This window comes from Marininema mesophilum, from assembly GCF_900106775.1.
In the GTDB taxonomy this organism is placed as follows: domain Bacteria; phylum Bacillota; class Bacilli; order Thermoactinomycetales; family DSM-45169; genus Marininema; species Marininema mesophilum.
Window position 1 is genome coordinate 1 of sequence record NZ_FNNQ01000013.1, and the last position, 26,512, is coordinate 26,512.

Annotated in this window: 29 protein-coding genes, 3 tRNA genes, 1 other RNA gene and 1 pseudogene; 8 read left to right on the plus strand and 26 right to left on the minus strand. The window is 42.1% G+C overall.

What is annotated here, in order from left to right:
* Positions 1 to 30: 30 nt before the first annotated feature.
* From BLV90_RS15995 to BLV90_RS12275, 11 genes are all read right to left on the minus strand, one after another.
* A complete protein-coding gene (locus BLV90_RS15995) occupies positions 31 to 261 on the minus strand; it encodes a hypothetical protein (RefSeq protein ID WP_143035054.1) in 231 nt (76 codons plus the stop codon).
* A 37-nt stretch (positions 262 to 298) separates the two neighbouring features.
* Positions 299 to 571, minus strand: a complete 273-nt coding sequence (locus tag BLV90_RS12230; RefSeq protein WP_091741422.1) for a pro-sigmaK processing inhibitor BofA family protein — start codon at positions 569 to 571, stop codon at positions 299 to 301.
* A gap of 127 nt (positions 572 to 698) precedes the next feature.
* Positions 699 to 1,514, minus strand: a complete 816-nt coding sequence (locus tag BLV90_RS12235) for a CPBP family intramembrane glutamic endopeptidase (RefSeq protein WP_177168042.1) — start codon at positions 1,512 to 1,514, stop codon at positions 699 to 701.
* Between the two features lie 164 nt (positions 1,515 to 1,678).
* Complete coding sequence (gene recR, locus BLV90_RS12240; protein WP_091741430.1) at positions 1,679 to 2,275, minus strand: recombination mediator RecR; 597 nt, start codon at positions 2,273 to 2,275, stop codon at positions 1,679 to 1,681.
* Positions 2,276 to 2,325: 50 nt separating this feature from the next.
* On the minus strand, positions 2,326 to 2,637 hold the full coding sequence (locus BLV90_RS12245) for a YbaB/EbfC family nucleoid-associated protein (RefSeq protein WP_091741433.1): 312 nt from the start codon (positions 2,635 to 2,637) through the stop codon (positions 2,326 to 2,328).
* A 46-nt stretch (positions 2,638 to 2,683) separates the two neighbouring features.
* Positions 2,684 to 4,438: a DNA polymerase III subunit gamma/tau gene (dnaX, locus tag BLV90_RS12250; protein ID WP_177168043.1), complete on the minus strand. Its 1,755-nt coding sequence runs from the start codon at positions 4,436 to 4,438 to the stop codon at positions 2,684 to 2,686.
* A gap of 135 nt (positions 4,439 to 4,573) precedes the next feature.
* Positions 4,574 to 6,010: an ATP-binding protein gene (locus BLV90_RS12255; protein WP_177168044.1), complete on the minus strand. Its 1,437-nt coding sequence runs from the start codon at positions 6,008 to 6,010 to the stop codon at positions 4,574 to 4,576.
* A gap of 292 nt (positions 6,011 to 6,302) precedes the next feature.
* Positions 6,303 to 6,569, minus strand: an RNA gene (gene ffs, locus BLV90_RS12260) — signal recognition particle sRNA large type.
* Positions 6,570 to 6,720: 151 nt separating this feature from the next.
* Positions 6,721 to 7,059 (minus strand): DMT family transporter, encoded by a 339-nt coding sequence (locus BLV90_RS12265; protein ID WP_091741439.1) that lies wholly within the window; start codon positions 7,057 to 7,059, stop codon positions 6,721 to 6,723.
* A gap of 24 nt (positions 7,060 to 7,083) precedes the next feature.
* Positions 7,084 to 7,407, minus strand: a complete 324-nt coding sequence (locus BLV90_RS12270; protein WP_091741442.1) for a DMT family transporter — start codon at positions 7,405 to 7,407, stop codon at positions 7,084 to 7,086.
* Entirely contained in the window at positions 7,407 to 7,952 is a 546-nt protein-coding gene (locus BLV90_RS12275; RefSeq protein WP_218142304.1) for a TetR family transcriptional regulator, read from the minus strand. Before BLV90_RS12275 ends, BLV90_RS12270 begins: the two co-directional genes overlap by 1 nt.
* A gap of 493 nt (positions 7,953 to 8,445) precedes the next feature.
* On the opposite strand from BLV90_RS12275, the gene BLV90_RS12280 reads away from it, so the two are divergent.
* Both BLV90_RS12280 and BLV90_RS16560 read left to right on the plus strand, forming a co-directional pair.
* On the plus strand, positions 8,446 to 8,682 hold the full coding sequence (locus BLV90_RS12280) for a hypothetical protein (protein WP_091741448.1): 237 nt from the start codon (positions 8,446 to 8,448) through the stop codon (positions 8,680 to 8,682).
* Between the two features lie 238 nt (positions 8,683 to 8,920).
* Positions 8,921 to 9,055: pseudogene (locus tag BLV90_RS16560) on the plus strand (site-specific integrase); the annotation flags it as partial.
* Between the two features lie 104 nt (positions 9,056 to 9,159).
* On the opposite strand, the gene BLV90_RS12290 reads toward BLV90_RS16560, so the two are convergent.
* The 7 genes from BLV90_RS12290 to BLV90_RS12320 form a co-directional block, all read right to left on the minus strand.
* Positions 9,160 to 9,252: transfer RNA gene (locus BLV90_RS12290), tRNA-Ser, on the minus strand.
* A gap of 107 nt (positions 9,253 to 9,359) precedes the next feature.
* Positions 9,360 to 9,827, minus strand: coding sequence for a tRNA adenosine(34) deaminase TadA (gene tadA / locus BLV90_RS12295; protein WP_091741451.1), 468 nt, complete (start codon positions 9,825 to 9,827; stop codon positions 9,360 to 9,362).
* A 13-nt stretch (positions 9,828 to 9,840) separates the two neighbouring features.
* Positions 9,841 to 10,281 (minus strand): Fur family transcriptional regulator, encoded by a 441-nt coding sequence (locus BLV90_RS12300; RefSeq protein ID WP_091741742.1) that lies wholly within the window; start codon positions 10,279 to 10,281, stop codon positions 9,841 to 9,843.
* Between the two features lie 17 nt (positions 10,282 to 10,298).
* Positions 10,299 to 11,162, minus strand: coding sequence for a metal ABC transporter permease (locus BLV90_RS12305; protein ID WP_091741454.1), 864 nt, complete (start codon positions 11,160 to 11,162; stop codon positions 10,299 to 10,301).
* A gap of 57 nt (positions 11,163 to 11,219) precedes the next feature.
* On the minus strand, positions 11,220 to 11,972 hold the full coding sequence (locus BLV90_RS12310) for a metal ABC transporter ATP-binding protein (RefSeq protein WP_091741457.1): 753 nt from the start codon (positions 11,970 to 11,972) through the stop codon (positions 11,220 to 11,222).
* A gap of 217 nt (positions 11,973 to 12,189) precedes the next feature.
* The gene (locus tag BLV90_RS12315) at positions 12,190 to 14,262 is read right to left on the minus strand and encodes a YhgE/Pip domain-containing protein (RefSeq protein ID WP_091741460.1); all 2,073 of its coding nucleotides are present in this window, start codon (positions 14,260 to 14,262) and stop codon (positions 12,190 to 12,192) included.
* 97 nt (positions 14,263 to 14,359) lie between these two features.
* Positions 14,360 to 14,956, minus strand: coding sequence for a TetR/AcrR family transcriptional regulator (locus BLV90_RS12320; RefSeq protein WP_177168045.1), 597 nt, complete (start codon positions 14,954 to 14,956; stop codon positions 14,360 to 14,362).
* A 490-nt stretch (positions 14,957 to 15,446) separates the two neighbouring features.
* Between BLV90_RS12320 and BLV90_RS12325 the strand changes: the two genes are divergently transcribed.
* Entirely contained in the window at positions 15,447 to 15,896 is a 450-nt protein-coding gene (locus BLV90_RS12325; RefSeq protein ID WP_091741465.1) for a hypothetical protein, read from the plus strand.
* Between the two features lie 35 nt (positions 15,897 to 15,931).
* Here the strand turns inward: BLV90_RS12325 and BLV90_RS12330 are convergent, their stop codons facing one another.
* The 4 genes from BLV90_RS12330 to asnB all read right to left on the minus strand — a co-directional run bounded on the left by BLV90_RS12330 (position 15,932) and on the right by asnB (position 19,115).
* A complete protein-coding gene (locus BLV90_RS12330; protein ID WP_091741468.1) occupies positions 15,932 to 16,489 on the minus strand; it encodes a class I SAM-dependent methyltransferase in 558 nt (185 codons plus the stop codon).
* 174 nt (positions 16,490 to 16,663) lie between these two features.
* Positions 16,664 to 16,739 (minus strand) — tRNA-Arg (locus BLV90_RS12335).
* A 153-nt stretch (positions 16,740 to 16,892) separates the two neighbouring features.
* On the minus strand, positions 16,893 to 17,039 hold the full coding sequence (locus tag BLV90_RS16290; protein ID WP_177168046.1) for a hypothetical protein: 147 nt from the start codon (positions 17,037 to 17,039) through the stop codon (positions 16,893 to 16,895).
* Positions 17,040 to 17,270: 231 nt separating this feature from the next.
* Positions 17,271 to 19,115, minus strand: coding sequence for an asparagine synthase (glutamine-hydrolyzing) (gene asnB, locus BLV90_RS12340; protein ID WP_091741471.1), 1,845 nt, complete (start codon positions 19,113 to 19,115; stop codon positions 17,271 to 17,273).
* Positions 19,116 to 19,339: 224 nt separating this feature from the next.
* Between asnB and BLV90_RS12345 the strand changes: the two genes are divergently transcribed.
* Both BLV90_RS12345 and BLV90_RS12350 read left to right on the plus strand, forming a co-directional pair.
* Positions 19,340 to 19,816 carry a glutathione peroxidase gene (locus BLV90_RS12345; protein ID WP_091741474.1) on the plus strand — a complete coding sequence of 159 codons (477 nt, stop codon included), beginning with the start codon at positions 19,340 to 19,342 and terminating at the stop codon, positions 19,814 to 19,816.
* Between the two features lie 15 nt (positions 19,817 to 19,831).
* Complete coding sequence (locus tag BLV90_RS12350; RefSeq protein WP_091741477.1) at positions 19,832 to 20,281, plus strand: MarR family winged helix-turn-helix transcriptional regulator; 450 nt, start codon at positions 19,832 to 19,834, stop codon at positions 20,279 to 20,281.
* A gap of 71 nt (positions 20,282 to 20,352) precedes the next feature.
* Here BLV90_RS12350 and BLV90_RS12355 read toward each other — a convergent pair whose 3' ends face one another.
* A complete protein-coding gene (locus BLV90_RS12355) occupies positions 20,353 to 20,691 on the minus strand; it encodes an RNHCP domain-containing protein (protein WP_091741480.1) in 339 nt (112 codons plus the stop codon).
* A gap of 96 nt (positions 20,692 to 20,787) precedes the next feature.
* Complete coding sequence (locus BLV90_RS12360) at positions 20,788 to 21,243, minus strand: hypothetical protein (RefSeq protein WP_091741483.1); 456 nt, start codon at positions 21,241 to 21,243, stop codon at positions 20,788 to 20,790.
* A gap of 447 nt (positions 21,244 to 21,690) precedes the next feature.
* On the opposite strand from BLV90_RS12360, the gene BLV90_RS12365 reads away from it, so the two are divergent.
* On the plus strand, positions 21,691 to 23,853 hold the full coding sequence (locus BLV90_RS12365) for a DUF3238 domain-containing protein (protein ID WP_091741485.1): 2,163 nt from the start codon (positions 21,691 to 21,693) through the stop codon (positions 23,851 to 23,853).
* 226 nt (positions 23,854 to 24,079) lie between these two features.
* On the opposite strand, the gene BLV90_RS12370 is transcribed toward BLV90_RS12365, so the two are convergent.
* Positions 24,080 to 24,169: transfer RNA gene (locus tag BLV90_RS12370), tRNA-Ser, on the minus strand.
* A 487-nt stretch (positions 24,170 to 24,656) separates the two neighbouring features.
* Here BLV90_RS12370 and BLV90_RS12375 point away from each other — a divergent pair.
* Both BLV90_RS12375 and BLV90_RS12380 read left to right on the plus strand, forming a co-directional pair.
* The gene (locus BLV90_RS12375; protein ID WP_091741487.1) at positions 24,657 to 25,037 is read left to right on the plus strand and encodes an S-Ena type endospore appendage; all 381 of its coding nucleotides are present in this window, start codon (positions 24,657 to 24,659) and stop codon (positions 25,035 to 25,037) included.
* A 208-nt stretch (positions 25,038 to 25,245) separates the two neighbouring features.
* Entirely contained in the window at positions 25,246 to 25,599 is a 354-nt protein-coding gene (locus tag BLV90_RS12380) for an S-Ena type endospore appendage (RefSeq protein ID WP_091741489.1), read from the plus strand.
* A 416-nt stretch (positions 25,600 to 26,015) separates the two neighbouring features.
* Here the strand turns inward: BLV90_RS12380 and BLV90_RS16875 are convergent, their stop codons facing one another.
* The gene (locus BLV90_RS16875) at positions 26,016 to 26,420 is read right to left on the minus strand and encodes an S-Ena type endospore appendage (protein WP_425433896.1); all 405 of its coding nucleotides are present in this window, start codon (positions 26,418 to 26,420) and stop codon (positions 26,016 to 26,018) included.
* Positions 26,421 to 26,512 lie beyond the last annotated feature (92 nt).

Genomic DNA, 26,512 nt, shown 5'->3' on the forward strand with positions numbered 1-26,512 from the left:
ATCAAACTCTCCGTTAAAAAAGTTTGTGACTCATGAATTGAACAGGTCATTCATTCGCTCTTCAGTTTTCAAGGAACGCTTTGTTTTCCGGCCTTTCAGCCGATGCCGCTCTCTTACGGCGACAAGATCTATCTTATCATCTTCTGTAGATCCTGTCAACAATTCTTTTCGTTTCTTTTTTCGCAAGCAGCTTTTCATTTTCTCTTCCGCGAGGCTGACTTTCTTGCCATGCCCTCGCAGCGACAAGTAATAATTTATCATGGATTGCGCCTTGCGTCAACACTTTTTTCGAAAGATGTTATCCACCAATCAGGAATATCTTCACCAATAGGAGACAGGCGAGACCCGGCATCCCCAGTACTCCTGTAATAAAGGAAGTAACAGGGTTTATCGGAATACGAAAGTCCACCATCTCTCCCGCTAGGTTTAACAAAAATAGTACGAGTGCTCCCACTGCTGTATAAAGAATACCAAGCCACACCCAACGCAATGGCCTTACTATCGATTGACTCATTAACATAAACACCATCAATCCACCGAAAGCCGCTACCACCCACCATCCGATCTCCATCCGATATGCCCCTTCCAAGCGTTTGGTACAAGCATATGAAGGGCCTGCTCCGATTAGAACTTCGGCTGATCAGGTATATCACGGAAGAAATACGATCTTTGGGAAAGGAAATTGGCCTCCTTCTTTTTTACCGAAAGAGATCAAATAACACCGAGGCCGTGTTGTTCACGATATGGAAAAAAATCGGCACCCATAGACTGCGAAACACTGCATACAAGCCACCCAATAACAGCCCTAACACAAACAGAGGAGCCATATACGAAACATCCGCGTGAGAGCAGGCGAAGAGCAAGGCAGAAACGATTAGGGCAATACTTACACCCATGCGGCGAGCAACCACATTCATCAATAAACCACGAAATAGAATTTCTTCAGCAATCGGTCCCATGACACCAATAAGTAGAATCTGGCCCCCGACGGAGAGAAGTCCCATCTTGGCTGCTTGATTGATCCCCTCTGATATGCTCTCCTCCCGCCATGACCCCAGTTCTAAGTTAAACCAGTGGGCGACGGGGTTAGTTACTAGGGGATCCAAAAAGAAATACGTAAACCCATAGGCAGCAATGACCGCCACAAAAGCGAAACCTGTCTCTTTAGCACCCATCCTTCGGAAGTCTAGCTCCGAAAGTCGACCCTTAAACAGCCACAAAGCACACAGAATCATCAATCCATGGGGTAAATAAGGAAGAATTAACCCAAACCACCCATTTCCGCTCACTCCTAAAAGTTCAGAAGCCAACATCAGAATCATTGTTGTGAGCTGGAGCCAGGCAAAATAAAAGGTCACATCCCTAATTGTGAGAACGCCACCACGCCAACGCTCATAGTTGAAGCGACTTGAAAATCCAAATACCAAAAACAAAACAAGCCCACTTAAACTGGCTAATGCCCACACGAGCCAAATCAACGAATAGGCCAACCCTGGATTAGTACCGTTTTCCACCTGCCATAACCCCGACGCAGTCTGTTTCCATTCTAAAGCGGCAAATTCTAAAGGGATCATCAGAAAAAAACTAAGACAAAGCAGCCATGCGGAGGCATATCGCCACTTATGGGATTTTCGAGGCTCTGGACCCGGTGGAACACTCGGACTTACTTTATATACCTCTATAATTCTCGCCGCCCCTCCATCGCCTTCGTCAATGTCACCTCATCAGCATATTCCAAATCTCCACCAACAGGAAGGCCATGGGCTATCCGCGTCACTTTAATCCCAAAGGGTTTAATTAATCGCTGTAAATACATCGCAGTCGCTTCCCCTTCAATATTGGGGTTTGTCGCTAGGATGAGCTCTTGCACGGTTTCATCCTCTAGTCGTTTCAAAAGATCAGGGATAGATAGTTCATCCGGACCAATTCCTTCCATAGGGGAAATGGCCCCGTGGAGCACATGATATAAGCCATGGTATTCCTTCGTTCGCTCCATAGCAATCACATCGCGAGGATCCTGCACCACACAGATAACAGATCGATCTCTCCCTTTATCTGCACAGACTAGGCACCTTTTATGATCAGTAATATTGCTACATTCCTCGCATCGCTGTAGATCCCGCTTCGCTCGCACCAATGCCTTGGCTAATTCCATCACATCTTCTTCTTCCATTCCTAATACATAGAAAGAGAGCCGTTGGGCCGTTTTCGGCCCGATGCCAGGCAATCGCATAAAACCATCAATTAATTTGGATATCGGATCAGGGATGTACACAAACAGAGCCTCCTAACAATGAATCCTCTTTCAGAAAAAAAGCCTGTTCTTTAGAACAGGCCTGGGATGTTCATCCCACCAGTTAACTTCCCAAGATCATTGGCTACTAGATCATCTACTTGTTTCATCGCTTCATTGACTGCAGCTGTCACGAGATCTTGAAGCATCTCTACATCTTCTGGATCTACTGCTTCTGGTGCAATCTCTACTGAGAGAACGTTTTTATGTCCATTCATCCGCACCTTAACTATTCCGCCCCCAACAGAAGCTTCCACTTCTTTATCAGCGAGCTCCTCCTGAGCCTTTGCCATTTGCGTCTGCATCTTCTTCATTTGTTTCATCATTTGGTTCATATTTTTCATGGGTATTCCCTCCCAAATAGTTTAACTGCCTGAGTGGCACCTTTATTTAATCTGTTACTTCGATCAAATCTTCGCCGAAGAACTCCACCGCTCGTTGTACAGGATCTACTTTCTCAGCGGATGATGGCTTCTCCCTGTTAGGTTGAGGAGCAGCCGGCTCCACCACCGTTGCAGAAGTTTGCATCGCTCCTTGGTGTCGTTCCCACTCTCCACGCATGATCGTGATCAGCTTCTTAGGGGAGCCAAAGACCTCTTCTATCACCTGCTGAATAAGGGTCTTATTCCCCTCTTTTTCGGTGGTTTCCCGATGAATTGCATTTTTAAAGACAAGCAAAATACCTTCCTCAGAAGTAGCGACCGGTTCACCATCGATTAACCAAGCATGTACTGTAATTTTTCGTTCCTTCACTTGAGCTAATACTTCGGGCCAACGTTGCTTCACTTGTTGTAGCTCTTCAGGAGAACTTTGTTGCAATAGCTGGGTAGCTGCCACAGAGGAGGAAGCGCTCCTCACCCCACCACGATTCGATTGAACAGGGGTATGTTTCTTCCCTCTTCCTTCTTCGTCTCCCACAGAGGCTGTACTCTTAACAGAAGGAGCCTCATCCGATGACAGTTGACTTAATTCAGCGACCCGAGCCTCTAACTGTCGCACCTGTTCTGCTAAACGACTGATGTTATCATCCTGTTCTTGTGGCGCCTCCCCTTGGGGAAGATCTACTGGTTGGCAGAGACGAACAAGGGTCATCTCCAGTAAAATACGTGGGTGGGCCGCCCATTTCATTCGTTGCTGAGCATCGATCAAGGCGTCTAAAATGCTTCCTAGCCCTGAAATACTCCTTTGTTCTGTTAAACGGAGGATGACTTCATCATTGGCCAGGCGAGCTTTCACTTCATCCAGTTCAGGTGCCGCCATGTGCACTAAGAGATCTCGCGCCAGCAGAATTAAGTCTTGAACGAGACGCTCTGCTTCAAGGCCCTCCATCAACAACCGGTCAACTCGATCCAATGCCGTTTTAGCATCCTTGCAAACTATCGATTCCATCAATTCAGCAAGCACTTTTCGAGATACAGACCCTGTCACTGAAAGCACAGCTTCCTCGTTCACTTTATCCGGAGAAAAAGAGAGCACCTGGTCCAGGAGACTAAGGGCATCCCGCATGCCACCATCAGCCGCCTGGGCTATCGCTACTAACGCTCCATCCCCAGTTTCCACACCCTGAGCTTCACAAACCTGGCCTAAACGGGCTAAGAGATTACCCATTGTATGACGACGAAAGGAGAACCGTTGACAACGAGAGATAATCGTCGCAGGAAGCTTGTGAGGTTCAGTAGTTGCTAATATGAAGACCACATGATCCGGTGGTTCTTCTAAGGTTTTCAGCAAGGCATTAAACGCCTCTGTCGTTAACATATGAACTTCATCAATAATATAAACTTTATATCGCCCCTCACTTGGGGCATACTTCACTTTATCCCTCAAATCTCGGATCTCGTCGACCCCTCGATTGGAAGCAGCATCGATTTCCACTACATCCATCAGAGAACCTTCGGTAATCTTGCGGCATATCTCGCATTCGTTGCATGGCTCTGGACCTGGACCTTGTAGGCAATTGACCGCTTTAGCCATGATTTTTGCCGCACTGGTTTTCCCTGTTCCCCTAGGGCCGCTAAACAGATATGCATGCGAAATATGCCCCTCTGAAAGAGCATTTTCCAATGTCTTTGTTACATGCTCCTGTCCAACGAGATCTTTAAATGTCTGAGGCCGCCACACTCGGTACAGGGCCCGATAAGACACGAGCAACACTCCAAATCCTTAAATCGACACCTAGAAGGGACGATCTGGGACAGTTTGATACTTTTATCATACTACAGTTCAAACCGTTTTTCCAAAGTCCTCTTCTAACAAAAAAAACGCCGCAAAGGCGGCCGGTCACTTCGTTATCCCAGGGAGAAGTACCGTAAAAGTCGTCCCCCAATCCCCAGAAGAGACATGAATAGTTCCCCCGATATCATGAACAATTCGTTGACAAACCGAAAGACCCAGCCCCGTTCCTGTTTCCTTCGTTGTAAAGAAAGGATCAAAAATCTTATCCATTGCATATGTAGGGATACCGGGACCTACATCCGCTATATCAATCCCCATTTTACACTCCTCTTCTAACCACCGCAGACGAATCGTAAGGACTCCGCCATCTCCCATCGCTTCGATCCCATTTTTACATAAATTGAGAAACACCTGCTTTAAAAGCTCTCCATCCGCCAGGACCTCAGGCAACAATTTCCCCAGGTCTTCATATCTCACTTCTGTATTATGAAGAATCGCTTCATTTTCAATTAAAGGTAGCAGTTCTTGCAATACTTCTACAACCTGAACAGCGTACATTCGTGCACTACGCGGCTTTGACATCAGCAGGAATTCACTCAGCAAATCGTTTATCCGATCAATTTCTCGCAGCATGATCTCCGTATATCCCTGCTCTTTCAGTTCCCCCTTTTCCCTTAGAGCGTGTTTCATCACCTGTAAAAAACCTTTGATGGAAGTAAGCGGGTTACGAATTTCATGGGCGGTACCCGCGGCAATTTGACCGATCATCGCTAATCGATCCGTTCTTCGTAGTTGCATTTCTAAGGTGTGTAGCTCTGTTTCATCGCGAATCATCAAATAGGTTCCAACTCTATCTCCAGAAGCATCATCGATGGGTTGATAATCCACGACTGCTTCCACATAATTTTCATTCACTTCCCAAGCAGTTGAAAAATTCCGGAAAAATAAACCCTGCGTTAGTTGTTCTAGAAGAGTGAAGCGAGATTTTATAGGAATAATCTCACCAAAGAGATCACGCACAACCGCTCCAAGAACTTGTTGTCGCCTTATACCTAACAGTCCACATGCAACTGGATTAATTTCCACTACTCGGCCCTGTTTGTCAAACACCACTACTCCCATGTGTAAATCTGCAAGAAGCACTTCAGCATATTGTTGCACGATACTTAGTTGTTGCGATACAGGGGTGAAGAGCAGTAAATGGTACCATCCTCTACGGCTTTGCCCGCTAATCAATTGAATCGCAGTGGGGCACGGTGGGGATACTCCCTTTACCTGAAGGTTTCCCTGTACAGATTGCACCGGGCTTTCCATACTCTCTGTTTGGGTAATATATTCCTCCACATCCTTTGGCAAAGAAACGAAGCGGGTGCAAGGCCGCCCCAGGATCTCATCCCGTTCAAACCGTAGGGTTTCTTGCAGTTTATGATTAACTGCCACCACCCCTCCTCGGTCATCCACGAGCATGACAGCTTGAGGCATCCGTTCCACCCAGGATGTCAACTGATCGAGCTCCATGTCGAGATGAAACGCGATGGGCACTTTTTTATCGCCTCCGTTCTCCTCAAACTTATACCCAGCACCCTCTCCACCAATCACTATTCGCGACTATTGATGGTAGAACTTGGCTGACAATCCAATACATCGACATCTTCATCCAAATTTTCACCTTGATTTTTTATTCGCTTCTGTCCTGCACTCTTCCTCCTCTCTCTTGGAAATTTTCTATAAAGATAGGAGGTTTTTTTAAAATTTAACAATTTAAAAAGAACCAACACCCATTCTATGTAGGGCATCCGTTCTTATGTAAAAATGGACCTTGTATGTATAGTAACCGTGCACCTGCCATCGACACGATCCCCCCGGGTGGGCTCCATGTGGTCAACTCAGATCAGGCACCCCTACGGCACACGGAAAGCACTCCTTAGTGCTGCTTCCGTCAGGACCTGACACGGTTCAAAGGTTCCCGTTGCGCAGGACCTGTTCGTCAACACCTTCCACATGGACCAAACCCCGCAAGGATCGAACCTCGGACAGGAATTCAATCCCGTTATAGCGGATTACGGGTTACAGGGCACCGCTAACTCCCCATCTAGCACGGTCTAGCTATTGTAACATACTAAGGGGTAGATTTACAACGAATGGTATAGATCATATATTCTAAAATGCCCTAAGTTAGATTGTACTGATCACAACGAATTGCTGAAAATGGCCACTTAGTCGTTCACCGCCTAATATCTTTAAGCAAATAATTACCTAGCGTCCTTAGCATGTCCAGGGCCGAAAGCATTTAATAAGACGATACCTGCAATAATTGCCAATAACCCTATGCCACTAGCAAGATTAATGCTCTCTTTCCAAACTATAATAGAAATCAGCGTAGTACCCACTGCTCCTAGCCCTGCCCATATTGTATAAGCTACATTCAGCGGAATTTTTTTTAGTGTTAATGCAAGAAAGAAAAATGCTATAGCAAAACTAACAAAAACCCCTACTGTAGGATAAATCTTGGTAAAACCCTCTGAAGCTTTGAGCATTGATGTTCCTATAAGTTCACCTACAACCGCGATTACAAGATATACATAACTCATTATTTATCATCCTTTTTTATTTATTTAGTGTCCAGGGCCGAAAGCGTTCAATAAGACAATGCCTGCAATAATTGACAATAGCCCTATGCCACTGGCAAGATTAATTTTCTCTTTCCAAATAAGAATAGAAAGCAGTGTAGTTCCGACTGCTCCTAGACCAGCCCAAATTGTATAAGCTACATTTAATGGGATCGTATTTAGAGCTAATGAAAGACAGTAAAAGGATATAGCAAATCCAACAAAAACCCCAATAGTAGGATAAACCTTAGAGAAACTCTTTGAAGCTTTGAGCATAGATGATCCGATAAGTTCGCCCACAACCGCAATTGCAAGAAATACATAACTCATTATTCATCCCCCTTTGTTATTAAATTAGTTAATTCATCGTATACTTTATCTCGCATTTTTTTATCTAGCGGTGCTAGACCAAACATTTCTGCGAACCACAAACCATCAGCCGCTAGCCTTGCTATAGTGGAATGGATCGGGTCAGCCTGATCATTCTCTACTTTCTCTTGAAACTCCTTATACCGGGTTTGAGCTTTATCCAATAATTCTGGGTTTGTAAACATCGATGCTAGTAGCGCAGAACTTATCTTCAAACCATCTTCAACCTCCATAAACATGCTTTTCATATAAGCTCTGGTCCATTGACCTCTTCCTTTAATGTCTTGAAGATTCTTTTGTATATCATTCACATATACATCCAACATCTCGTCAATCATTGCCTTAATCAAAGCTTCTTTACTAGGAAAATAATAAAGCAGTCCACCTTTACTGACACCCGCCTGGTTTGCTACCGCTTCAAGGGTTAATTTTGATACCCCTTTTTCCCTAACGATATCTGATGCAGATGTTAACAACCGGCTTCTTTTCGAACCATCATTATTCATAGTCATACTTATCCCCACTTTCATCTCTTTTTATGAGATTGTATAGTGTTATTGTACCGTCTGGACGGTTTTAATCCAAGCGTTTTAGAGAAGAAAAATATGGAAGAGAGGAACAGCGGCAATTCGGGCTCCAAATCAATCATAAACGGGTACAAATCCATCTGCTTTTGACACCCATTGGCATAAATCTTGGTCCACACTTAATAATCCTGCACGGTATGATAGTAATAAAAGGATTAAATTAACGGGAGGTGCTAGCTTCTACAATTATGATTTTGGAAGTTATTCAAAGCGGACAGATGTTACTCAACACATACGAATGGACGCAAAAAACAATGCTACCTATAACTCTATGAGATAAACATGACTGCAAAAGGTGAGTATAATGGCTTATTAGATTTGGATATATATACACTAATTAGAAAGAAGCCTCCACTTAAGGAGGCTTCTTTTCGGTTGGAGTGTAATAAATATTGAGAAAGGAGGAATCGAAATGGATTTTTGGGACTTTGGAACTCCTTTAATATGGGTACTTTACATCTTAACTATTCCACTCAGCATATGGGGGGTAGTAAAGAAGTTAGTTACTCTTTTAATCATTAGTATTGTGATCAGTGGATTAGTTTCACTTCTGGCAATGATGTCTATTGGAAGCTATCTTAGCATATTAACGGGTCTTCAATTCATTGGATTACTGTGGATTATTTTAAAAAGAACTTCAAAAAACTGATGACTGAGGGGCAATGCAACCATAAAATGGGACCGTGATGAAAAAATAAACAGGCGAGGAAACCACATTGTTTGCCCCAATAAAAGGCCACTGTTCAGTTATTAGACAGTGGCCTTTTATTTGGATATGGGTGTTTTTGCCCAACCTTTTTTAAATAAGCCAAATAGTCTAGGGATGAAAATATCACTTTTGGTTCATGGAACACCCAACCTTCTGAGTCTCCTAAAATGATCCTGAACTAAAAGTAGTATCGGAACGATTAGGTCATTCCACTATTGCCATCACTATGGACACTTACTCTCATGTCATGCCTATCATGCAAAAAGAAGCCGCCCAAAAATTGGACAACTTCCTTTTCAATGAGTGGACTTAGGGACATGAAAGCACTTAAGATTGATAAAGGTTTGCAATTCGTTTGCAATCCCCATTTTCCAAAGGGCTATTTCACTTGAACGAAAATCCCCAAAACCCTTGATATGGCAGAGAGGGTGGGATTCGAACCCACGGTACGGGTGAACCCCGTACAACGGTTTTCGAGACCGCCTCCTTAAACCACTCGGACACCTCTCCGCAACCTTAAACACATCAGCATTTATTTTATCTAATCAGCAATTTATCGTCAAGCTCATACCAATTGCCAATGATAAAATTCCTGAGAGCTTCCTTTCCCCCCTACTCTATTTCTTTACTTTTCGTTGGGATCGTAAGTGACGAAAAAAATCCCTTAACAATCCCCCACACTCCTCTTCCATCAAGCCATCCATCACTGTTACTTGGTGGTTGAATCGTTTATCTGTCAGCAAGTTCATCAAGGTTCCGGCACACCCTCCTTTTGGATCGTAGGCGCCGTATACGAGGGTATCGATCCGGGAGAGCATGATGGCACCGGAACACATCGGGCAGGGCTCTAAGGTGACGTACAACTGGCATCCCAATAGTCGCCAATCCCCCGTATGTTCCGTGGCCTGACGAATGGCGATCATCTCTGCATGGGCTGTTGGATCGTGATCCGTCTCCCGTAGGTTATGCCCCCGGCCGATGATTTCTCCATCCTTCACTACTACCGCCCCGATAGGAACTTCCCCAAGAGCCTCCGCTTTTTTGGCTTCCTGGATTGCTTCGCGCATATAGGTTTCTACGTTCATTCTGTCACCAATCCTATCCACGGTTAACCGTTTCTGCTCTGCCCGTTTCACAACGGCTACAGTATCCGTAGATTTCAAATTTATGCCCGGTAATGCGAAAATCCTCGGTATCACTTAATAACTCATTCATCGGGCATTGATTGAGGGGTTTTGTTTTCCCACACTTCCGGCAGATAAAGTGGTGATGATGACTCTCCCCTCCACAATGCATCCGATAGCGACGTTCCCCTTCCCATTCAGTGCCCTCTACAATCTCTAACTCCTCCAATAGAGAAAGGTTGCGATATAACGTATCGACGGATAAGCTAGGATACTCCTCCTGCATTCCTGCCAATACCTCTTTGGCAGAGAGATAACGATCATTCTTGCTAAAAATCTCTACCATCTTCTCCCGCTTACCGGTATATTTAAACCCTTTGGTTTTTAGTCGGTCCAATGCTTCTTCCTTATTCATAAGCAATCGCCCCGCTATCATGTAGTCAGATGGCCTCTTCGCTTCCTCACCCAGCTAACTGTTCGTTTGATACCCATAACACACAACAGGTTGAACACGGCTACTAACACAATCGTCCCACCAGATGCCCAGTCGAGGTAAAACGCCGCCACTAACCCAGCCAAGACAGAAACTTGTGCAAAGATTACAGCGTAAATGAATGCTTGGCGAAAGCTATTGGCCAATTGTAAACTAGCCGCGACCGGCAACGTGATCAACCCGGATACTAGTAATATACCTACCACTCGAATCGATGCAGTAATCACCAACGCAACCGCGAGACTAAAAGCAAGGTTGATCCCATGGCGAGGAATCCCTGCATAAACAGCACTCTCTTCATCAAAGGAAAGAGCAAATAATTCCTTATAAAAAAGAACGACAATACCCAAAACAAGAAGACCCGCTCCCACAATTGCCAGGATCTCCGATTTCCCCACAGCTAGGATACTGCCAAATAAATAGCCAGCTACATCTACATTAAACCCATCCGCAGCACTGATCAACACCACACCTAGACCAATGCCACCCGATAAGATTACAGGAATCGCTAATTCTTGATAAGAGTGGTACAAACGGCGTAACTGTTCAACGAAAACGGAAGCTACCATAGAGAAGACCATCCCCACATAAAGGGGGCTAATCATCGCAAAGGCGGAAACATATTTTTGCAATAATAGCCCTGCTGCTACTCCCGATAAGGTGACATGGGACAGAGCATCTGCAATAAGGGACAATCGGCGGACCACCAAAAATACCCCTACGATAGGTGAAATAAAACCGATGATCACCCCAGCCACTAGAGCCCGTTGCATAAATTCATAGTGCAATAGGATTTCAAACATAGCGATATCGACACCCGTTGGTGTCTCCAACCTCCTTCCTTCTCTCCCTTGATCCCCTCAATGATCATGCCCCACAACTTGCACCTCATGTCCATAAGCTGTAGAAAGGATCGCTTGCTGTTGAGCAACAAACGCTGCCGAATCTCCATGGAAATGAATACAACGATTTAAACAAGCCACTCGATCAATATAGGTAGTCACTGCACCTACATCATGGGTAACTAATATCAAAGAAAGCCCCTGCTCTCGATTTAAATGGGAGAGCAACTGATAAAATTGTTCGGCAGAGTGAGCATCCACCCCTACAGTAGGCTCATCAAGAATGAGTAACTCTGGTTCTGATACGAGAGCCCTTGCGATAAAGGCACGCTGTTGTTGACCGCCTGAGAGCCTCCCGATGTTGCGGCGTGCATATGCGGTCAAACCTACCTTCTCAATCACTTCATCCACCAGTCGACCATGCTTTTTATTTAAACGACGAAATAAACCTAGTTTCCCATAAAGACCCGATGCCACCACTTCCCACACCGTCGCTGGAAATCCTAAGTTAAAGCTAGTCGCTTTTTGAGAGACATACCCAAGTCGCGACCAATCACGAAATTGGCGGAGCGATTGTCCAAACAGACACACCTCTCCACGATCCGGACGTAAAGATCCCAGGGCTATTTTGAGTAAGGTGGATTTCCCTGATCCATTTGGACCCACCAAGCCTAGAAATTCTCCTCGTTTCAAAGATAGATTGATCGCCTCTAACACGGTTTGATTTTCATAGGAGAACTGAATATCTTTTAATTCCAACACAGTTTCCATAAATGATTTCACCCCCGAGCTCCGCCGTTATTCGTACAACAGCACTCACACTTTTATCTCGATCGTAGGCATTCACCCAACTTGGTATCGTTGATTAACCGTTAGACTGCCCTAATATTATAACGAAGCCGCCCTGGGTTGTAAATCGTAATTATTCCGTTTAATCACTTTTCTACAAAAAAAACCGACCATTGGCCGGTTTAAGCATTCTCTTCCATTATGATTCTGTACGGGAACGAATAATTACCCGTTTTTTCAACCAATCGTAAGCGATTTTCAATCCATAAGCACCTACCGTATACCCAATCAGCACCCAGAGATTATGGGTCAAAATGTCCTGCCCGTGAGAGGAAACAGCCTCACGTAATCCTTCAACGCTGTAACTCATCGGCAAGAAGGCGTGAATGGACTGGAAGAATTCAGGTAACATCTCCACAGGATAAGTTCCTGCACTCGAAGCTAGTTGTAGCATGAGCAAGATAATCGATAGGAAGCGTCCTACATCCTTGAACATCGATACTAACAAATGGTTAATCGAAGTAAATGTGAGTGCGGTGACGATAGTAAAAAGATAGACCCATCCAGGTTGTTCTGGTTTTACTCCAACAATGTAGATCAATGTTGTCACCAAGAGTAATGCCTGAATTATCGCCACAGCGATGGCGGACATAATGGATAGAGGGCGTTCATCATTTAAGGTGGGGCGTTTTAGATCCAATACGGTAAATAACAGCATCGCGCCCACCCAGAGGGATAGGGAAATAAAGTATGGAGCAAAGCCACTGGCGTAGTTCGGTACGTGATCGATTTCTGTTTGATTCACAGCTACCGGATGGGACATTTGATCCGCTTTTTTATCCTTCCCTACAAGGGCATCCTTCGCATTTTTTACACCCTTAAACAATCCATCTGCCAATTCACCCTGGCCATCTTTGATCTTACCAAGGCCTGGTTCAAGTTTTTTAAGACCTTGATCGATCTTCGTCAATCCATCTATCAGGGGAGCTGGTGCTTTGTTAACTTCATCCAATCCAGCATTCAATTTCTTTGTTCCCGCTAAGAGGGCATTTTGACCTTGATCCAGTTTATCCAAACCACCTGCCATTTTATCTGCTCCAGCAGCTAGCTTATTAATACCATCCACCATCTTATCGAAGTCAAGAAGCTTCTGATACAAGTCATCCACTTTTGAACGAAGAGTATCCCAAATGCTGTCTAATTGATTAGCAGCTTGAAGTAAAGACTGATTTAACTCTCTTTTTTCATCTATCTTTGCCTGAATCGCATTTATTTCTGAACTATCCTTTAACTCGGGATTCTTTTTGATCAGCTGATTCAAGTTACCCTCAATTTGACCATCTTGTTGTTCGATCTTATCGAGTCGATCTTTAAGTAATATAGATGGTTTTGTCCATCCAGGTTGATCCAGGACATCTTTAAGTTTTTTAATGATGTCTTTGATAGGATTGATTTTCGTTTGTACTTTTTTTACTTCGTTTCGCAATGTACCCAGACCCGCATCGACTTGATCTGCTCCATCCGATAGTTGGCCTGTGGCAGCCGTTGCTTGTTTTTGCCCCTTGAGTAATTGCTCGCTACCCTGATCTAATTTTGCTATTCCTGGTGCTAGGGGCTTTACCGCCTTCAACATTTTCGAGGTGCCCTCTTCTAACTTTCCTGTAGCCCCCTGGGCTTTATCTGAGGCCTCCTTTAATGTATCGGCACCATCTGCCGCTTTGGCTAAATCCTTTGCGGATTTACCCATTTTCTCAAACACTTTTTCCGCATAAGTACGGCTCAACTCCCGCTCTACTTTCGTTTGTAGCGTGAGAATCGCTCTTTTCCCTATTTGAGGAGCTAGATAGTTGGAGCCTTCATCGGCATAATACTGAATCCGCCCCTTGCTGGGATGTACCTTTTCCACACTCGCTGCATTTTTTGAAAAGTTCTTCGGTATAACAATCCCTAAATAATAGCGATTTTTCTTAAAACCTTCACGCATCTCTTCTTTATCCACAAATGACCACTTTAGTTTTGGATCCTTTTTCAATTTCTCAGCTAGATTCTTACCAACATTTAATTTCCCGCCATCGATTGTGGCCCCTTGATCTTCGTTGACAACAGCTACCGGCAAATCCTCCATCTTACTATATGGATCAAAAAAAGCCGTTAGATAGATACCACTGTATATGAGGGGAACGAGAAAAATCCCAATCATCACGCTAATCAAAGGTCGGTGCTTCACAATATCGTAGAGGGCGAGTCTGCTTCTCCTCTTCCGTCTCAGCATACCATCGTCTCCTTTCCTAGGAACGGAACTAAACTGACCAGTCAGTATAAAAATAATTATACCTTTTCCTATTCGAATTGCAAATAGAACTTTTGGTCTAGTTTTTTAGAATACCCCTGTGTACAAGTGCTTCCAAAGTGGCTACAACGGGAGCTGTATTCTTATTTGCCAGTTCTTCTCCGGTAAGGTGGGCATCTTTAAAAACTTTTTGAATTACGGATACACTCATCGCTCCAAAAATCGCAATCGATGTCGCAATGGCATCCATTTCACGAAATTGACCCATCTGTATCCCTACTTTTAGTACTTCACATGTAATCGATTCCAGATCATGGATATGAGCGCGAAATTCATGTTGTCGTTCACTCGTACTCCAAACCTCAGTGAGGAGTAATTTTGCAAAGGTGCCATGTTGAAATAAATACGACACTTCCGCATCCAATAGACCTCGTAATTTTAATGTGGGATCTTGTTCCTCATCGATCCGTCGCCGGACATACTCCTTCATATTTTGCAAACCATGATTCATCAACGCAGTAAATAATTCATCCTTACTTGTAAAGTGATAATAAATGGTCCCCTTGGCTACACCCGCAGCCCGGGCAATCTCATCCATCTTCGCCCGATCATAACCCCGTTCAGCAAACACTTTTACAGCCGCTTCAAAGATCATTCCCACTGTTTCACGACTCAAAACGAATTCCTCCTCTTCTATCTGCATAAAAAACGCCTTCCCCCCGGAAACGCGTAAGGAAGACGTATAATGCAACGATTTTTGAAAATTATTCCCGATCAATTGAATAGCTAGACCTAACCTCTTGTTTATCCTATTCAACTTACCCTTCGCACGAGTAATCCCGTTTTTGATAATCATCATATCGGGATAACACACAATTATTATATGCACGAACCTGCTGACGAAGCAAGCTCTACTCCAGAAGTGAAAGATTCAGACTCAGATAAGGGCTACTAGATCAGATTTTTGTTTTTTTCATTCCTTCATAGACCCCCTTCAACTTTGTTTATTAGCTACTCGGAGGGTTTCTGCCCGGTAGAATAATAAATGGAGTATTTTCACACCCGATGCGCACTAGTTTTAACTTAATAGACAATAGCACAGGAAACTTACATGTTATTTCATATATTAATAGGAACAGATCGTTAAGCCAGGTGGAGGGATTCGAATGATAAATTGCGGTTGTTGTCCTTCAATTATTAACCCGTCCCCCATTCTATTTTTTGCTACCTCTACAGAAACGGCTACGGCTAACTTGATCGGTGCTGGGGAAGTCACCGTTCTCACACTGGGCGTGAGCCCAGCCAGCGCAGGTACCAGACAAGTAAAATTAGACTCAACCGTTCAGTTACTTGCAACAGGTGCTTTGCTTACTATCAATTATAATGTTTCGTATCGGTTAAGAAGGAGCGATTTAGTCTCTCCTTTAGCTACTTTAACCATCAGTCGAGCCACCACAATCACTCTTGCTTCTACTTTTACCGATATCCCTAACCTTACCTGGAATGACAGCATTTCTACTTCTGTTACTTATACGGTCACCATTCAAGTCAATACAAGTACAGGTCTTTCCAGCGTTGTTGCACAAACTCGAGCTTTGAACGCTATTGTTTTTTAACAATACGTGTAGAATTTCAGGAAACAGTCTAGGGTTCAGCTCAAAGGCTTTATCGCATCAACAATAAGCGATACGAATATACCTTCTTTATTTCGTGGATCAAATGGTCGTGAACGATAGATTACCCCGTCCTCTACATTCCAAGAGTGGTGATGAAACTGCCCCCTATCATCGCAATATTCTAGTAGCTTCGTTTCAAAACCGGCCTCTCTAAACATCTGTGTAATGGTGTGATAATTGTACACAACCTTGTGGCTAGCAGCAGGATGATCCTTTGGTCCAGGTCCACCCACTTGAATTATTTGTTGATATTCAGGATTACGAAAAAAGGCATCGGGTACAGCACATCGAATATACCCTCCCGGTATCAAAAACTCGTAGCAAAGGCGTGCCGCTCTCACACCCTCTTCATAGGTGAGATGTTCCCATACATGCTCCGCCAAAATAGCAGCAACACTCCCAGGTTGAAACTGCTGAGCCCAGTCTTCTCGCTTCAGTAGATTAAGTTCCTCCTCCTGCTTATGAATCCAACCTGGGTTGTTATTAAATTCACCCGCTCCTACGACAACAAAAATCTCTTTATCTTTCAGCATGAAAATTCCCCCAATTTATCTAACAATTACTCTACTATACTAATAAAAATTAATCTACAGTGCTAAATAAAAAAACTCTATTCATTCGATTTTTACGTTTCATCGAATAAATAGAGGCACTACCATTTCTTATTCAAGCTAATAGTTCGTCATTGTTTTAGATTCTAACACCTTTGGCGCGCCCGAGAGGAATCGAACCTCCGACACGTGGTTTAGGAAACCACTGCTCTATCCACTGAGCTACGGGCGCACGGTCCTTAAGCAGATATACTTGCTATTGTAGCCTATAAGAACTTAAATTTCAACGAACCCCATTACAGAAAGCCAATATCTGCCCTACTCTTTATAAGCTCGATCTGAAAAGGCCCTCCATGTTCTTGGATGACCTTTCCCTATCTTTAATCTATGCGGAATGCTTTTTTTTGCGCCGCCTTCTCTCCTTACGAGTACCGCCCATCCGTTTTTTCCAACGGAAGAAAGCATCAGGAAGTTCCATCAGCAATCGCAGGAGTGAAGCGACAGCCACGATCACTTGCACCCACTTTTCCATCGGTATTCCCCCTTTATAGAGGTGACTTACGGGTGGTTAGGTGAGAGGCCGTCTGTTAGGGTTATTATAGAACATATGTTCTTGTTTTAATAGGCGTTCGACAAAATTAGTGTCGATTCAGCAATAAAAACCATAAGGGCTTTTGTTAAATCCACAGGGCCCTTATGGTTTATCAAAGGTCTACACTCCGTGCTTTTACTCTACTTTTTTATCACTTCATTCGATGATGACTTATACCAATCGCACGCCGTATTCTCTCATCCAACGATCCAGTTGCAAAACCCAAGCAAACAATTGAGGAACATTCATCAATTGTCCGAACCATGGAAGATGTGCATTTTTTAAATCCTGGGAAGCAAAGTCCCTCATCGCATCACCATCGATCAATTGCCTCACAGGAGAATGGGGTTCCGCCAATACACCGAGGGCTCTACTCCGAACAGCATCGAGGTAAGCAGGGTTATGTGTTTTGGGATACGGACTCTTTTTTCGTTGTAAGACATCTTCAGGGAGAATCCCTTGGAGCGCTCGACGCAACAGCCCCTTTTCCCGTCCATCTACTGCTTTCATCGACCAAGGTACATTCCATACATACTCCACCAGATGATGATCACAAAAGGGGACTCGTACCTCCAAGCCGACTGCCATACTCATCCGATCCTTACGATCAAGTAGTGTTGGCATCCATCGGGTGAGATTGAGGTAAAAGATCTCACGAATGCGCGCCTCCTGGGCATCCTCCCCCTCTAACGTGGGCACCTCTGCTAAAGCTTGTTGATACCGATCCCGCACATACTCTTCTCCTCGAATCAGTTCCTTCGTCTCCCCTGTGAAGAAGCGCATTCTCTCATGGAGGAAGCGAGACCAGGGGAAGGTTTTCGCCTGCACCATCTCTGGTCGATGAAACCAAGGATAGCCGCCAAACACTTCATCCGCACATTCTCCAGAGAGGACAACCGTAGATGTTTTCTTTATTTCCCGGCAAAACAGATACAAAGAAGCATCCACATCCGCCATACCAGGGAGATCCCGGGCAAGGGTAGCCACATCGAGTGCTTCCACTAATTCTGGAACTTGCACTACAACATCATGATGGTCGCTTTCTAAGTAGGAAGCCATTCTTCGGATCCATGGTGCATCGGGGTTGGGCTGAAATTCATTTGCTGTAAAATAGCGATCATTATCCTGGTAATCGACAGAAAAAGTATCTAGCACGCCTCTACCTGTTTTGAGAAAGTGATTGGCAGCACAGGCAGAGATCGCACTAGAATCAAGTCCTCCGGAAAGCATCGTCCCTAGTGGAACATCGGAGACCAATTGTCTCGTTACTGCATCCTGAAAGAGATAGCGAACTTTCTCCACTGTTTTTGCGAAATCATCTGTATGGGGTTCGCTCTGTAATTGCCAATAGGAATGGATGGCCAAGTGATTCCCATCTACTTTTAGCCAGTGTCCTGGTCGTAATTCTTCGACTCCTTTAAAGATCCCATGGCCAGGTGTACGTGAAGGACCCATGGTCAGCACTTCAGCCAATCCTTCCCCATCAATGATCGGTTCTACTGCTGGATGAGCAAGCAAGGTTTTCAACTCAGATGCAAAGAGTATGCCACTTCCCCGTCGAGCAAAGAAGAGAGGCTTTACCCCAATACGATCCCGTGCAATATATAAACTCTCTTCTCGTTCATCCCAGATCGCAAAAGCAAAGATGCCATTGAGGTGTTTAGGTACCTCAACACCCCATTCATCATAAGCAGCCATGATGAGCTCCGTATCAGACCTCGTCCGTAAGTGATGACCACGCTCTACCAATTCTCGCCTCAATTCATCCATATTATAAAGCTCACCATTGTACGTGATGACACGATAACGTCCCTCTAAATGGCGCACCATCGGTTGTGCGCCTCCCTCTGGATCGATCACACTGAGACGCCGGTGACATATACCTGCCCGTGTGGATAACCAGTAACCTTCCGCATCAGGTCCGCGGCAGACCAATGTATCATTCATCCGTTCTAACAACTGCCGCTCTTGGCTGACATCTCGTTCCCAATCAATCCAACCGGCGATTCCGCACATGATAACGATCCCTCCCTATAAGGGCGATTTCTTCTTCTACGCACATGATCTATCCATTGAGCAATGGATAGATGCCCAGTACCATCCTATGTAATAATTCTTAAGAGGTGAGTAATAGACACATCGTTGTCACTTATTGACAACCACCTGCGATCATACTATAATCTTTGTGCATGATTTAATTTTGCACAAAGATTATTGGATCACAAACGGGAGGCTAACCAGTGAGTGTCCATACGTTTACAGCCACCACCATCGATGGTGAAGAAAGATCTTTGTCGATCTACCAAGGCAAAGTACTCCTCATCGTAAATACCGCTAGCAAATGCGGCTTTACATTTCAGTATGCAGAATTACAAGATCTCTTTTTAACATATCGGGAACGAGGTTTTTCCGTGCTAGGTTTTCCCAGTAATCAATTTTTGCGCCAAGAGCCAGGTACCGATGATGAGATTGAGGAATTTTGCCAAATAAACTTTGGGATTACCTTTCCACTCTTTTCGAAAATCGATGTAAAAGGTCCAACGATGCATCCCTTATATCGCTATCTCGTGTATAATGCTCCTGGGGTCTTTAACAAACAAATCAAATGGAATTTCACTAAATTCCTCGTTGACGGACAAGGGAGCGTTATTCAACGATACTCACCCATGACCAAACCTTGGGTAATTCGTGACGATATCGAAAAAGCATTAGCTTAATAAAGAGGTGAAATTATGTCCAGTGAACCGCGAATGCGATTAAGCGATCAGCTTTGTTTCGCAGTATATGCTTGCTACCGAGAAATCTGCCGCATGTACCGGCCTATACTCGACAAACTGGACCTTACGTACCCACAATATTTAGTTTTACTTGCCTTGTGGGAACACGAAAAACTAACCATCAAGGAATTGGGTAATCACCTTCAGCTAGATTCCGGTACACTAACCCCTATGTTAAAACGGATGGAGTCCTCTGATCTTGTCGTCCGTAACCGTTGCCCGGAAGATGAACGTAGAGTATGGATCACTCTGACTGAGAAAGCTAAACACCTCGAAGAAAATGTGGCCTGCATTCCTAATACACTCATCGCAAAGAGCGGAATATCGAAGGATGAATTCCTTGAGTTAAGAGAGCAAGTAAAAAAACTACAAACCCATCTCCATCAGATGAATGAAAAGATGTAGAAACAAAAGGCATCGCTACTAGTAGCAATGCCTTTTGTTATCTCTATATCGATTGAATGAAAAATAGTTGATTATTCTAAACCCGTGTCTTTGGAAGACAACTGTGCGATTTTTTCTATATCATCAGGCTGTTTTGGATCTTCTGTTGCCACTTTATTACGTGACATGTGTCCGCATTTTTTACACCTAAAAATAATTTGATAACCCTTTTTAGACTTGTATTCAATACCGATTGGTTGCATTAATCCATAACAATTCGATAGCCTATCACCTGGAACTAAATCAACATGTATAGAATGCAAGCAAAAAGGACAGTGATTTCGATAACTACCATTCACTAATGGTAAAACCTCACGATTACAATTCGCACATATAAAACTGGTATTTTCTATATCTCTTTTCTTAGCCATTATTTTTCATCCCTACATCAATTTTTTCCAATGCAATTATTACAACATAAAATATTTCCTCTGTCAAAAATCAACCAAATAATAATTTAGTGACACTCATTTCTTAAATTGTTGCCTTCTGTCTCCCCATAACCGTAAAAATAATTCATCAACTAACCAATATAAGAAAAAAATAATATTTATGGTATATGATAAAAAAAGCACAAATCTATCAAGTGTATTATAAACAGCTTCACTCCTGTGATCAAATATAGGAATGAGAAGGAATAATGAGAAGAAAACAATAGAGAAGCCCATGTGAATAAAGAACGATACTAGACACCGATATCGATATCTTCTAGATACATATTCAGAAAGGACAGAAACAGGAAGGACATAAAGAAACAATACAGGCGCTACATAAATTGAAAATATTAAAAAAGCGGAAACCACCCTTTCCACAAATGAAAATGATGCATCTCCAGCAATGAAGGTAATTAAGGAAATCAGTAATGGTGTAATAATAAAAGTGCATATAGTAACTAACAATTTTCTTAAAATGGTTCTTTTCATTTATGTTCCTCCGCTATTATTAAATCTAATAAACACAAATTCCCATTCGTTTCACCAAAACCTTCCTTCGAAGTGAGGATCGGCTTACTATGAATAATGATATTCATTTAATTTATTAATTTCTTCTCACATCCTTCCGTGCTCCTCCTGAAGTCATTGCATATAGTAATCGCGCTCGTTGCAAGTCGAGCTTTTTCAGCTGGATGAATTGACAACCAAATACGCACTCATTTTTTTCAAATTAGGTGAAGTAAAGAACTGAATCTCCACCAGCTCCCCCATCATATAACTATATTGCAATATTGACAATATATTGTTATATAGGTAATAATGATATTGTTTTTAAATTTACAACATTAACTCAAGGAGGTTACACATCACAATTAAAAAAGGGGTGGTTTCAATATACAATAAATGTAATATAAAAATAGAAAAAGGGGTGTAATTGTGAGAAATATTAAATTATATTTAATTTTATTTGTAACCTTCACTATTATCATCATTAGTATATTCCCTATAATCCAGACGGATTATGTAAAAGCTAAGTCGAACTCAAAACTAAACCAAAGATTTGAAATTGCAATTAAATCTGAAACAAATGCCATTAATCTAGACTGGAATGATATTGGCGATCATTATGTCCTTGAATCCATAGATCGAAACGGCGATCAGAAAACGCTTTTCTCTAATCAACAAAATTATTACAAGGTAAATCACCTGGAGACAGGTAATATATATAAATTTAGGCTAACATCCTATAATAAAAAAAATTCACCTATTGATTCGGCTATAATTAACACACAAACTCTTAAATCACCTGAACAGATATCTAAGATGGAGGTTAAGAAAAGTACCGGTATGCATAATAAGAACTTCATACTTAATAAAGCATCAGAAACACAATACTCGATTGCTAATAGTTTTATAAATACAATTGTTAGTGAAGATGAAATTAAAATTCAGTGGGTCAACGTCCCTGATGAGGATAATAAATATGAGGTGTACAAAGATGATAAGTTAGTTAAGATAGTTGAAGGAAATACATTTGTCGACAAAAATATCAAAGGCAACACTAATGTAAAATATTCAGTAAAGGGATCGAAGAAATCTTCTGCTGAAAATATTAATATTAGAAAAAAAGCTTTGAGTTCTTATAAAATAAAATTAAATAAGGAAAATGAAAAGGATTTATCTTATGAAGAGAAGGAAGTTGCAACAATCATTAATTACACAAACATAAATAAAGTTAATAGTAAAACAAATAAATCATACCCAGTAAAAATTCCTGGATTTGAACTTCCACCTAATGTTGGAGTTGTACTAAATTATACAACATTTATCCCCCAGGATAGAGTACCCAATCCATACTGTATAGCACCTGTATTGCCTACATCCTGTGATCAATTCGATGAGTTTAATGGTAATAACAGAGATTTTGATATGTGGTCAGAAGAATTTAAAACACGTTCTCACGCTTATGTAACATGGGATCAAAAAACAAAAAAAATAATAAAAAAAGTTGCTCACAATCCACAAACTAATGTAACTATTGGTTATAAAGATAATAAAGAAGTAAAACGCGCCAAAGCGTCCGAATCTGATATAAAAATTACAGATGAGACCTTTGGAGATGATTGGGCTAGTTTTACTATGACCGTTGCATCCTCAAATCCATTATTAACATGGGATGGTCTTTCTCCCTCGCCCAATATTGATGCCTTTTATACCGCTAAGGTCTATAATAATTGGGATGGAGATTTCTACGGAGCACACGACCAAGCGCCTTCCCATGAATTTTATATCTTTGCATACCCTAGTGATTCTGGGCTGCCACTTCATAAACAAAGACTTAAAGCATTTAGCTACCTATTTCCCAATTATCCTGATACAGAATGGAAAGTAAGCGTCGTTAATGGAGTAGCAAACGGAAGGATTATGCCTGATGTACCAGATGATTTAGATAACCCGCAATGGTCTCCGCTAGGGGGAAACACTCAACCTTCTAATAAAAGTACAACTGTACAATCTGACGGTCACGATTTCAAGGCTATTATTTCAAATGCATCGTCTACTGAAGAATCAGTTTCATATTCACTTTATGAGGACGATGCAGATAGTACCGATACTTTAGTAGGGAAATTGAATCAATGTAAAGTTAGAACAAGTCCTAATAAATGTATTTGGACCAATACAAATAAGTACATTGATGGAGATAACAAAAAAGCGGAGTTTTATGTAAAACAAACTTCAACATCACAGAGGTTAGACTTAATAAACTTATTTGATAGGAAATGGACTAAAGTGGGTGAGGATTCGGAGTTCACATTGAAAAGTGACCGGTTTTCATCCAGTGGTGGCGACTTTAAAGCAAACATTACTGTAATAAAAAAAGATGACATCGTTAACCCTGAGTATGCTTTATATGAGGATGATGAAGATGGTTCAAGAGATGATTATGTAGGAATGTGTAAAATTACAAATAACTCACAAGAGTGTACTTGGGAGAATATTGGTAATTACGTTGATGGGACCAATAAAAAAGCCGAATTTTATTTGAAGAATAACATTGAAGGAACTGACAATAAACTTAAAGCAACATTCTATGATTAATAAAAATGGCCATCCATGCAGGATGGCCATTTTTATTTTATAAATACCTATATAATGCAAAAAGAGAAGAACCTTGTCCCCTACGATAATCCGATATCCAGATAGACAAACCCCGAGATTGCGTCCATATTCCCATGTGATGCCTAATACGCAAAAAGAAGCCGCCCAAAAATTGGACGACTTCCTTTTCAGTAGTTTTGAGTACCGCTGAAACCCTTGATATCATTGGCAGAGAGGGTGGGATTCGAACCCACGGTACCCGCAAAGGTACGACGGTTTTCAAGACCGTTGCCTTCAACCACTCGACCACCTCTCCACAAAATGTGGATAGCTATAAACTACTAATCCATTTTAAGTTATGCTCCTTTATTAGTCAAGGGCAGAGGTTACCACCTATAAAACTTTCTAACTTTTGTCTCGCCATGAATTATTCACAACAGTCTTCACTTTACGATAGAGTAAATTACTCACGTCTTATCTTAAGCAAAAGCAGTTGCATTTAACCGTTACGCCAAAACTCTTCTGAGGGTTATGTTTTCTTCCTGTATCAAAGTGTCCCGTTCGTCAATCATGGAGCGTTAACTCCTTCACCAGCTACTTGTTGGCCTGATTTGCCCATTTCCCCTGTACTTACAGCTAAGCCTAGTGACAATCTGAACGAGATCTTTCAGGCCATATGGATTAATCATAACTAAATAATCCAAATATCCGCTCAAATTTGGGTTCGTCCATTCCACTTTTGTCCACGCTAAATAAATCACCAGTTCATTTAATAAATTAAAAACAATGAAAGGGGAATAGCTATGTCAAGTTGTTCGCTTAGTTCTGGATTCTCAAATGACGGGTGCGGAAGCACTGGCGTTCAAGATAAAGTATGCCTAGTCGGTTCAAGAATAATCACCACTGTTGGTGCTGCTGGTGCTGAACAAATTTATTTTGCTAATTTAGCAGTTTCTTCAACTGGTTACATTAAGATACTTAGCACGCCTGCTGCTGCAGTTATTACTTTATCATTTTTATTGAATAATACAGCTCTATCGATTCCAGCTGGAATTGAAACTCTTACGGCAGGAGAAGCAGTGGCGTTCACCGTCGTAGGTTTCGATGAAATAACGATTGCTTCAACCGTTACAGGAACAGTTAGTTTCGAATACAGTTTAACTCCCCGCTATAGAACAATCTAACATATGATACCATCGAATATCGGATTTTCCTATCTCAATCAGGTGGAGTCACTATCTCGTCTGGTGTAATAAAACTCCACTGTGGTTTTAGTATGCAGACCACTGATCATTTTTCTATCGAAATAAAATTAACGATAATTTACAAAAAATGAATACTCTTGATTATTTTCGACACATGTTGATATTTTAGCATAAGGAGGAACTTACTTTGAATGGATTTTCAAATGACGGGTGCGGAAGCACTGGTGTTCAAGATAAAGTATGTCTAGTCGGTTCAAGAACACTCGTGGTAGATGTAAGTGAACAAATCTATTTCGCTAATTTGGCAGTTTCTGCAACTGGTTACATTAAGATACTTAGCACGCCTGCTGCTGCAGTTATTACTTTGACGTTTTTATTGAATAATGTTGCTCTATCGATTCCAGCTACGATTGGTACTCTTACGGCAGGAGAAGCCGTGGGGTTTACTGTCGTGGGTTTTGATGAAATAACGATTTCTTCAGACGTTGCAGGAACAGTTAATTTCGAACTCGGTTTAACTCCCCGCTATAGAATAATCTAACCGACATATCATTTAATTTCGGATGTGCCTATTTCAATCAGGTGGAATCACTACCTCATCTGGTGCTAAATAAAACTCCAATGAGGGTTGGTATTATCCCCAGAAGGTGACAGTGAAAAAAGGTTATTTATCAAGATGGGCAAAATGAGTACACCCCTTTAAGTAGACACAGGAAAAATCCTGTGTCTACTTAAAGGGGTGCTCTTTTATGGCTAAAAGGGCAAGTTAAGCGAAACACATCCGGAGATCAAAAAGGAAACCGTTTATCTACGGTTGGAAGAGGGGATGTCCTATCGGACTATCCAAGAGAGATTAGGCATCCAAACAGATCCCAGATCGCGCCCAGTGGGTGAATATCATTCATAAATCGCGTAAGCAAGGGCTCTTTTGCATTTTCTGAACAATGGCGGTTGTATTTAGCACACCCTTCTCCTTCTCCATCTAATAAGGTGGGAGCGAAGAAATAAAACGTAGGATCCTCTGCAATAACTGGTTTCTTCACTGATGCACGCAATGCGTAGGTATTGTATGCTAGGAACATTGAAAGAAACCTGCTGTTCTTGACCGATTCTATCCGATATAATACGTCCATCCCTCAATTTAATAAATGCAATCATGATGCTATTTGATTTATTTTCGATTTGCACGAGTGCAGAAGGAAAAACGTCCACCGCTCTATAATAAAGTCTAGGTTTAGCATCGCATAGTTGAAAAATGTTACCGCATATTTTTTCGTTGGCTGTTTTTCTAAAGTATTTCCTTTTGAATCTACAACATTCCCCTACCTTAACAATATTCACTTGTTTATTTAATTGATTCATATTATTCTTGTTTATATTATTATTTTTGGACAAATTAAGACTCACCTTCCTTCATAATATATATATTTATATATTTATTTAATTGTTAAACC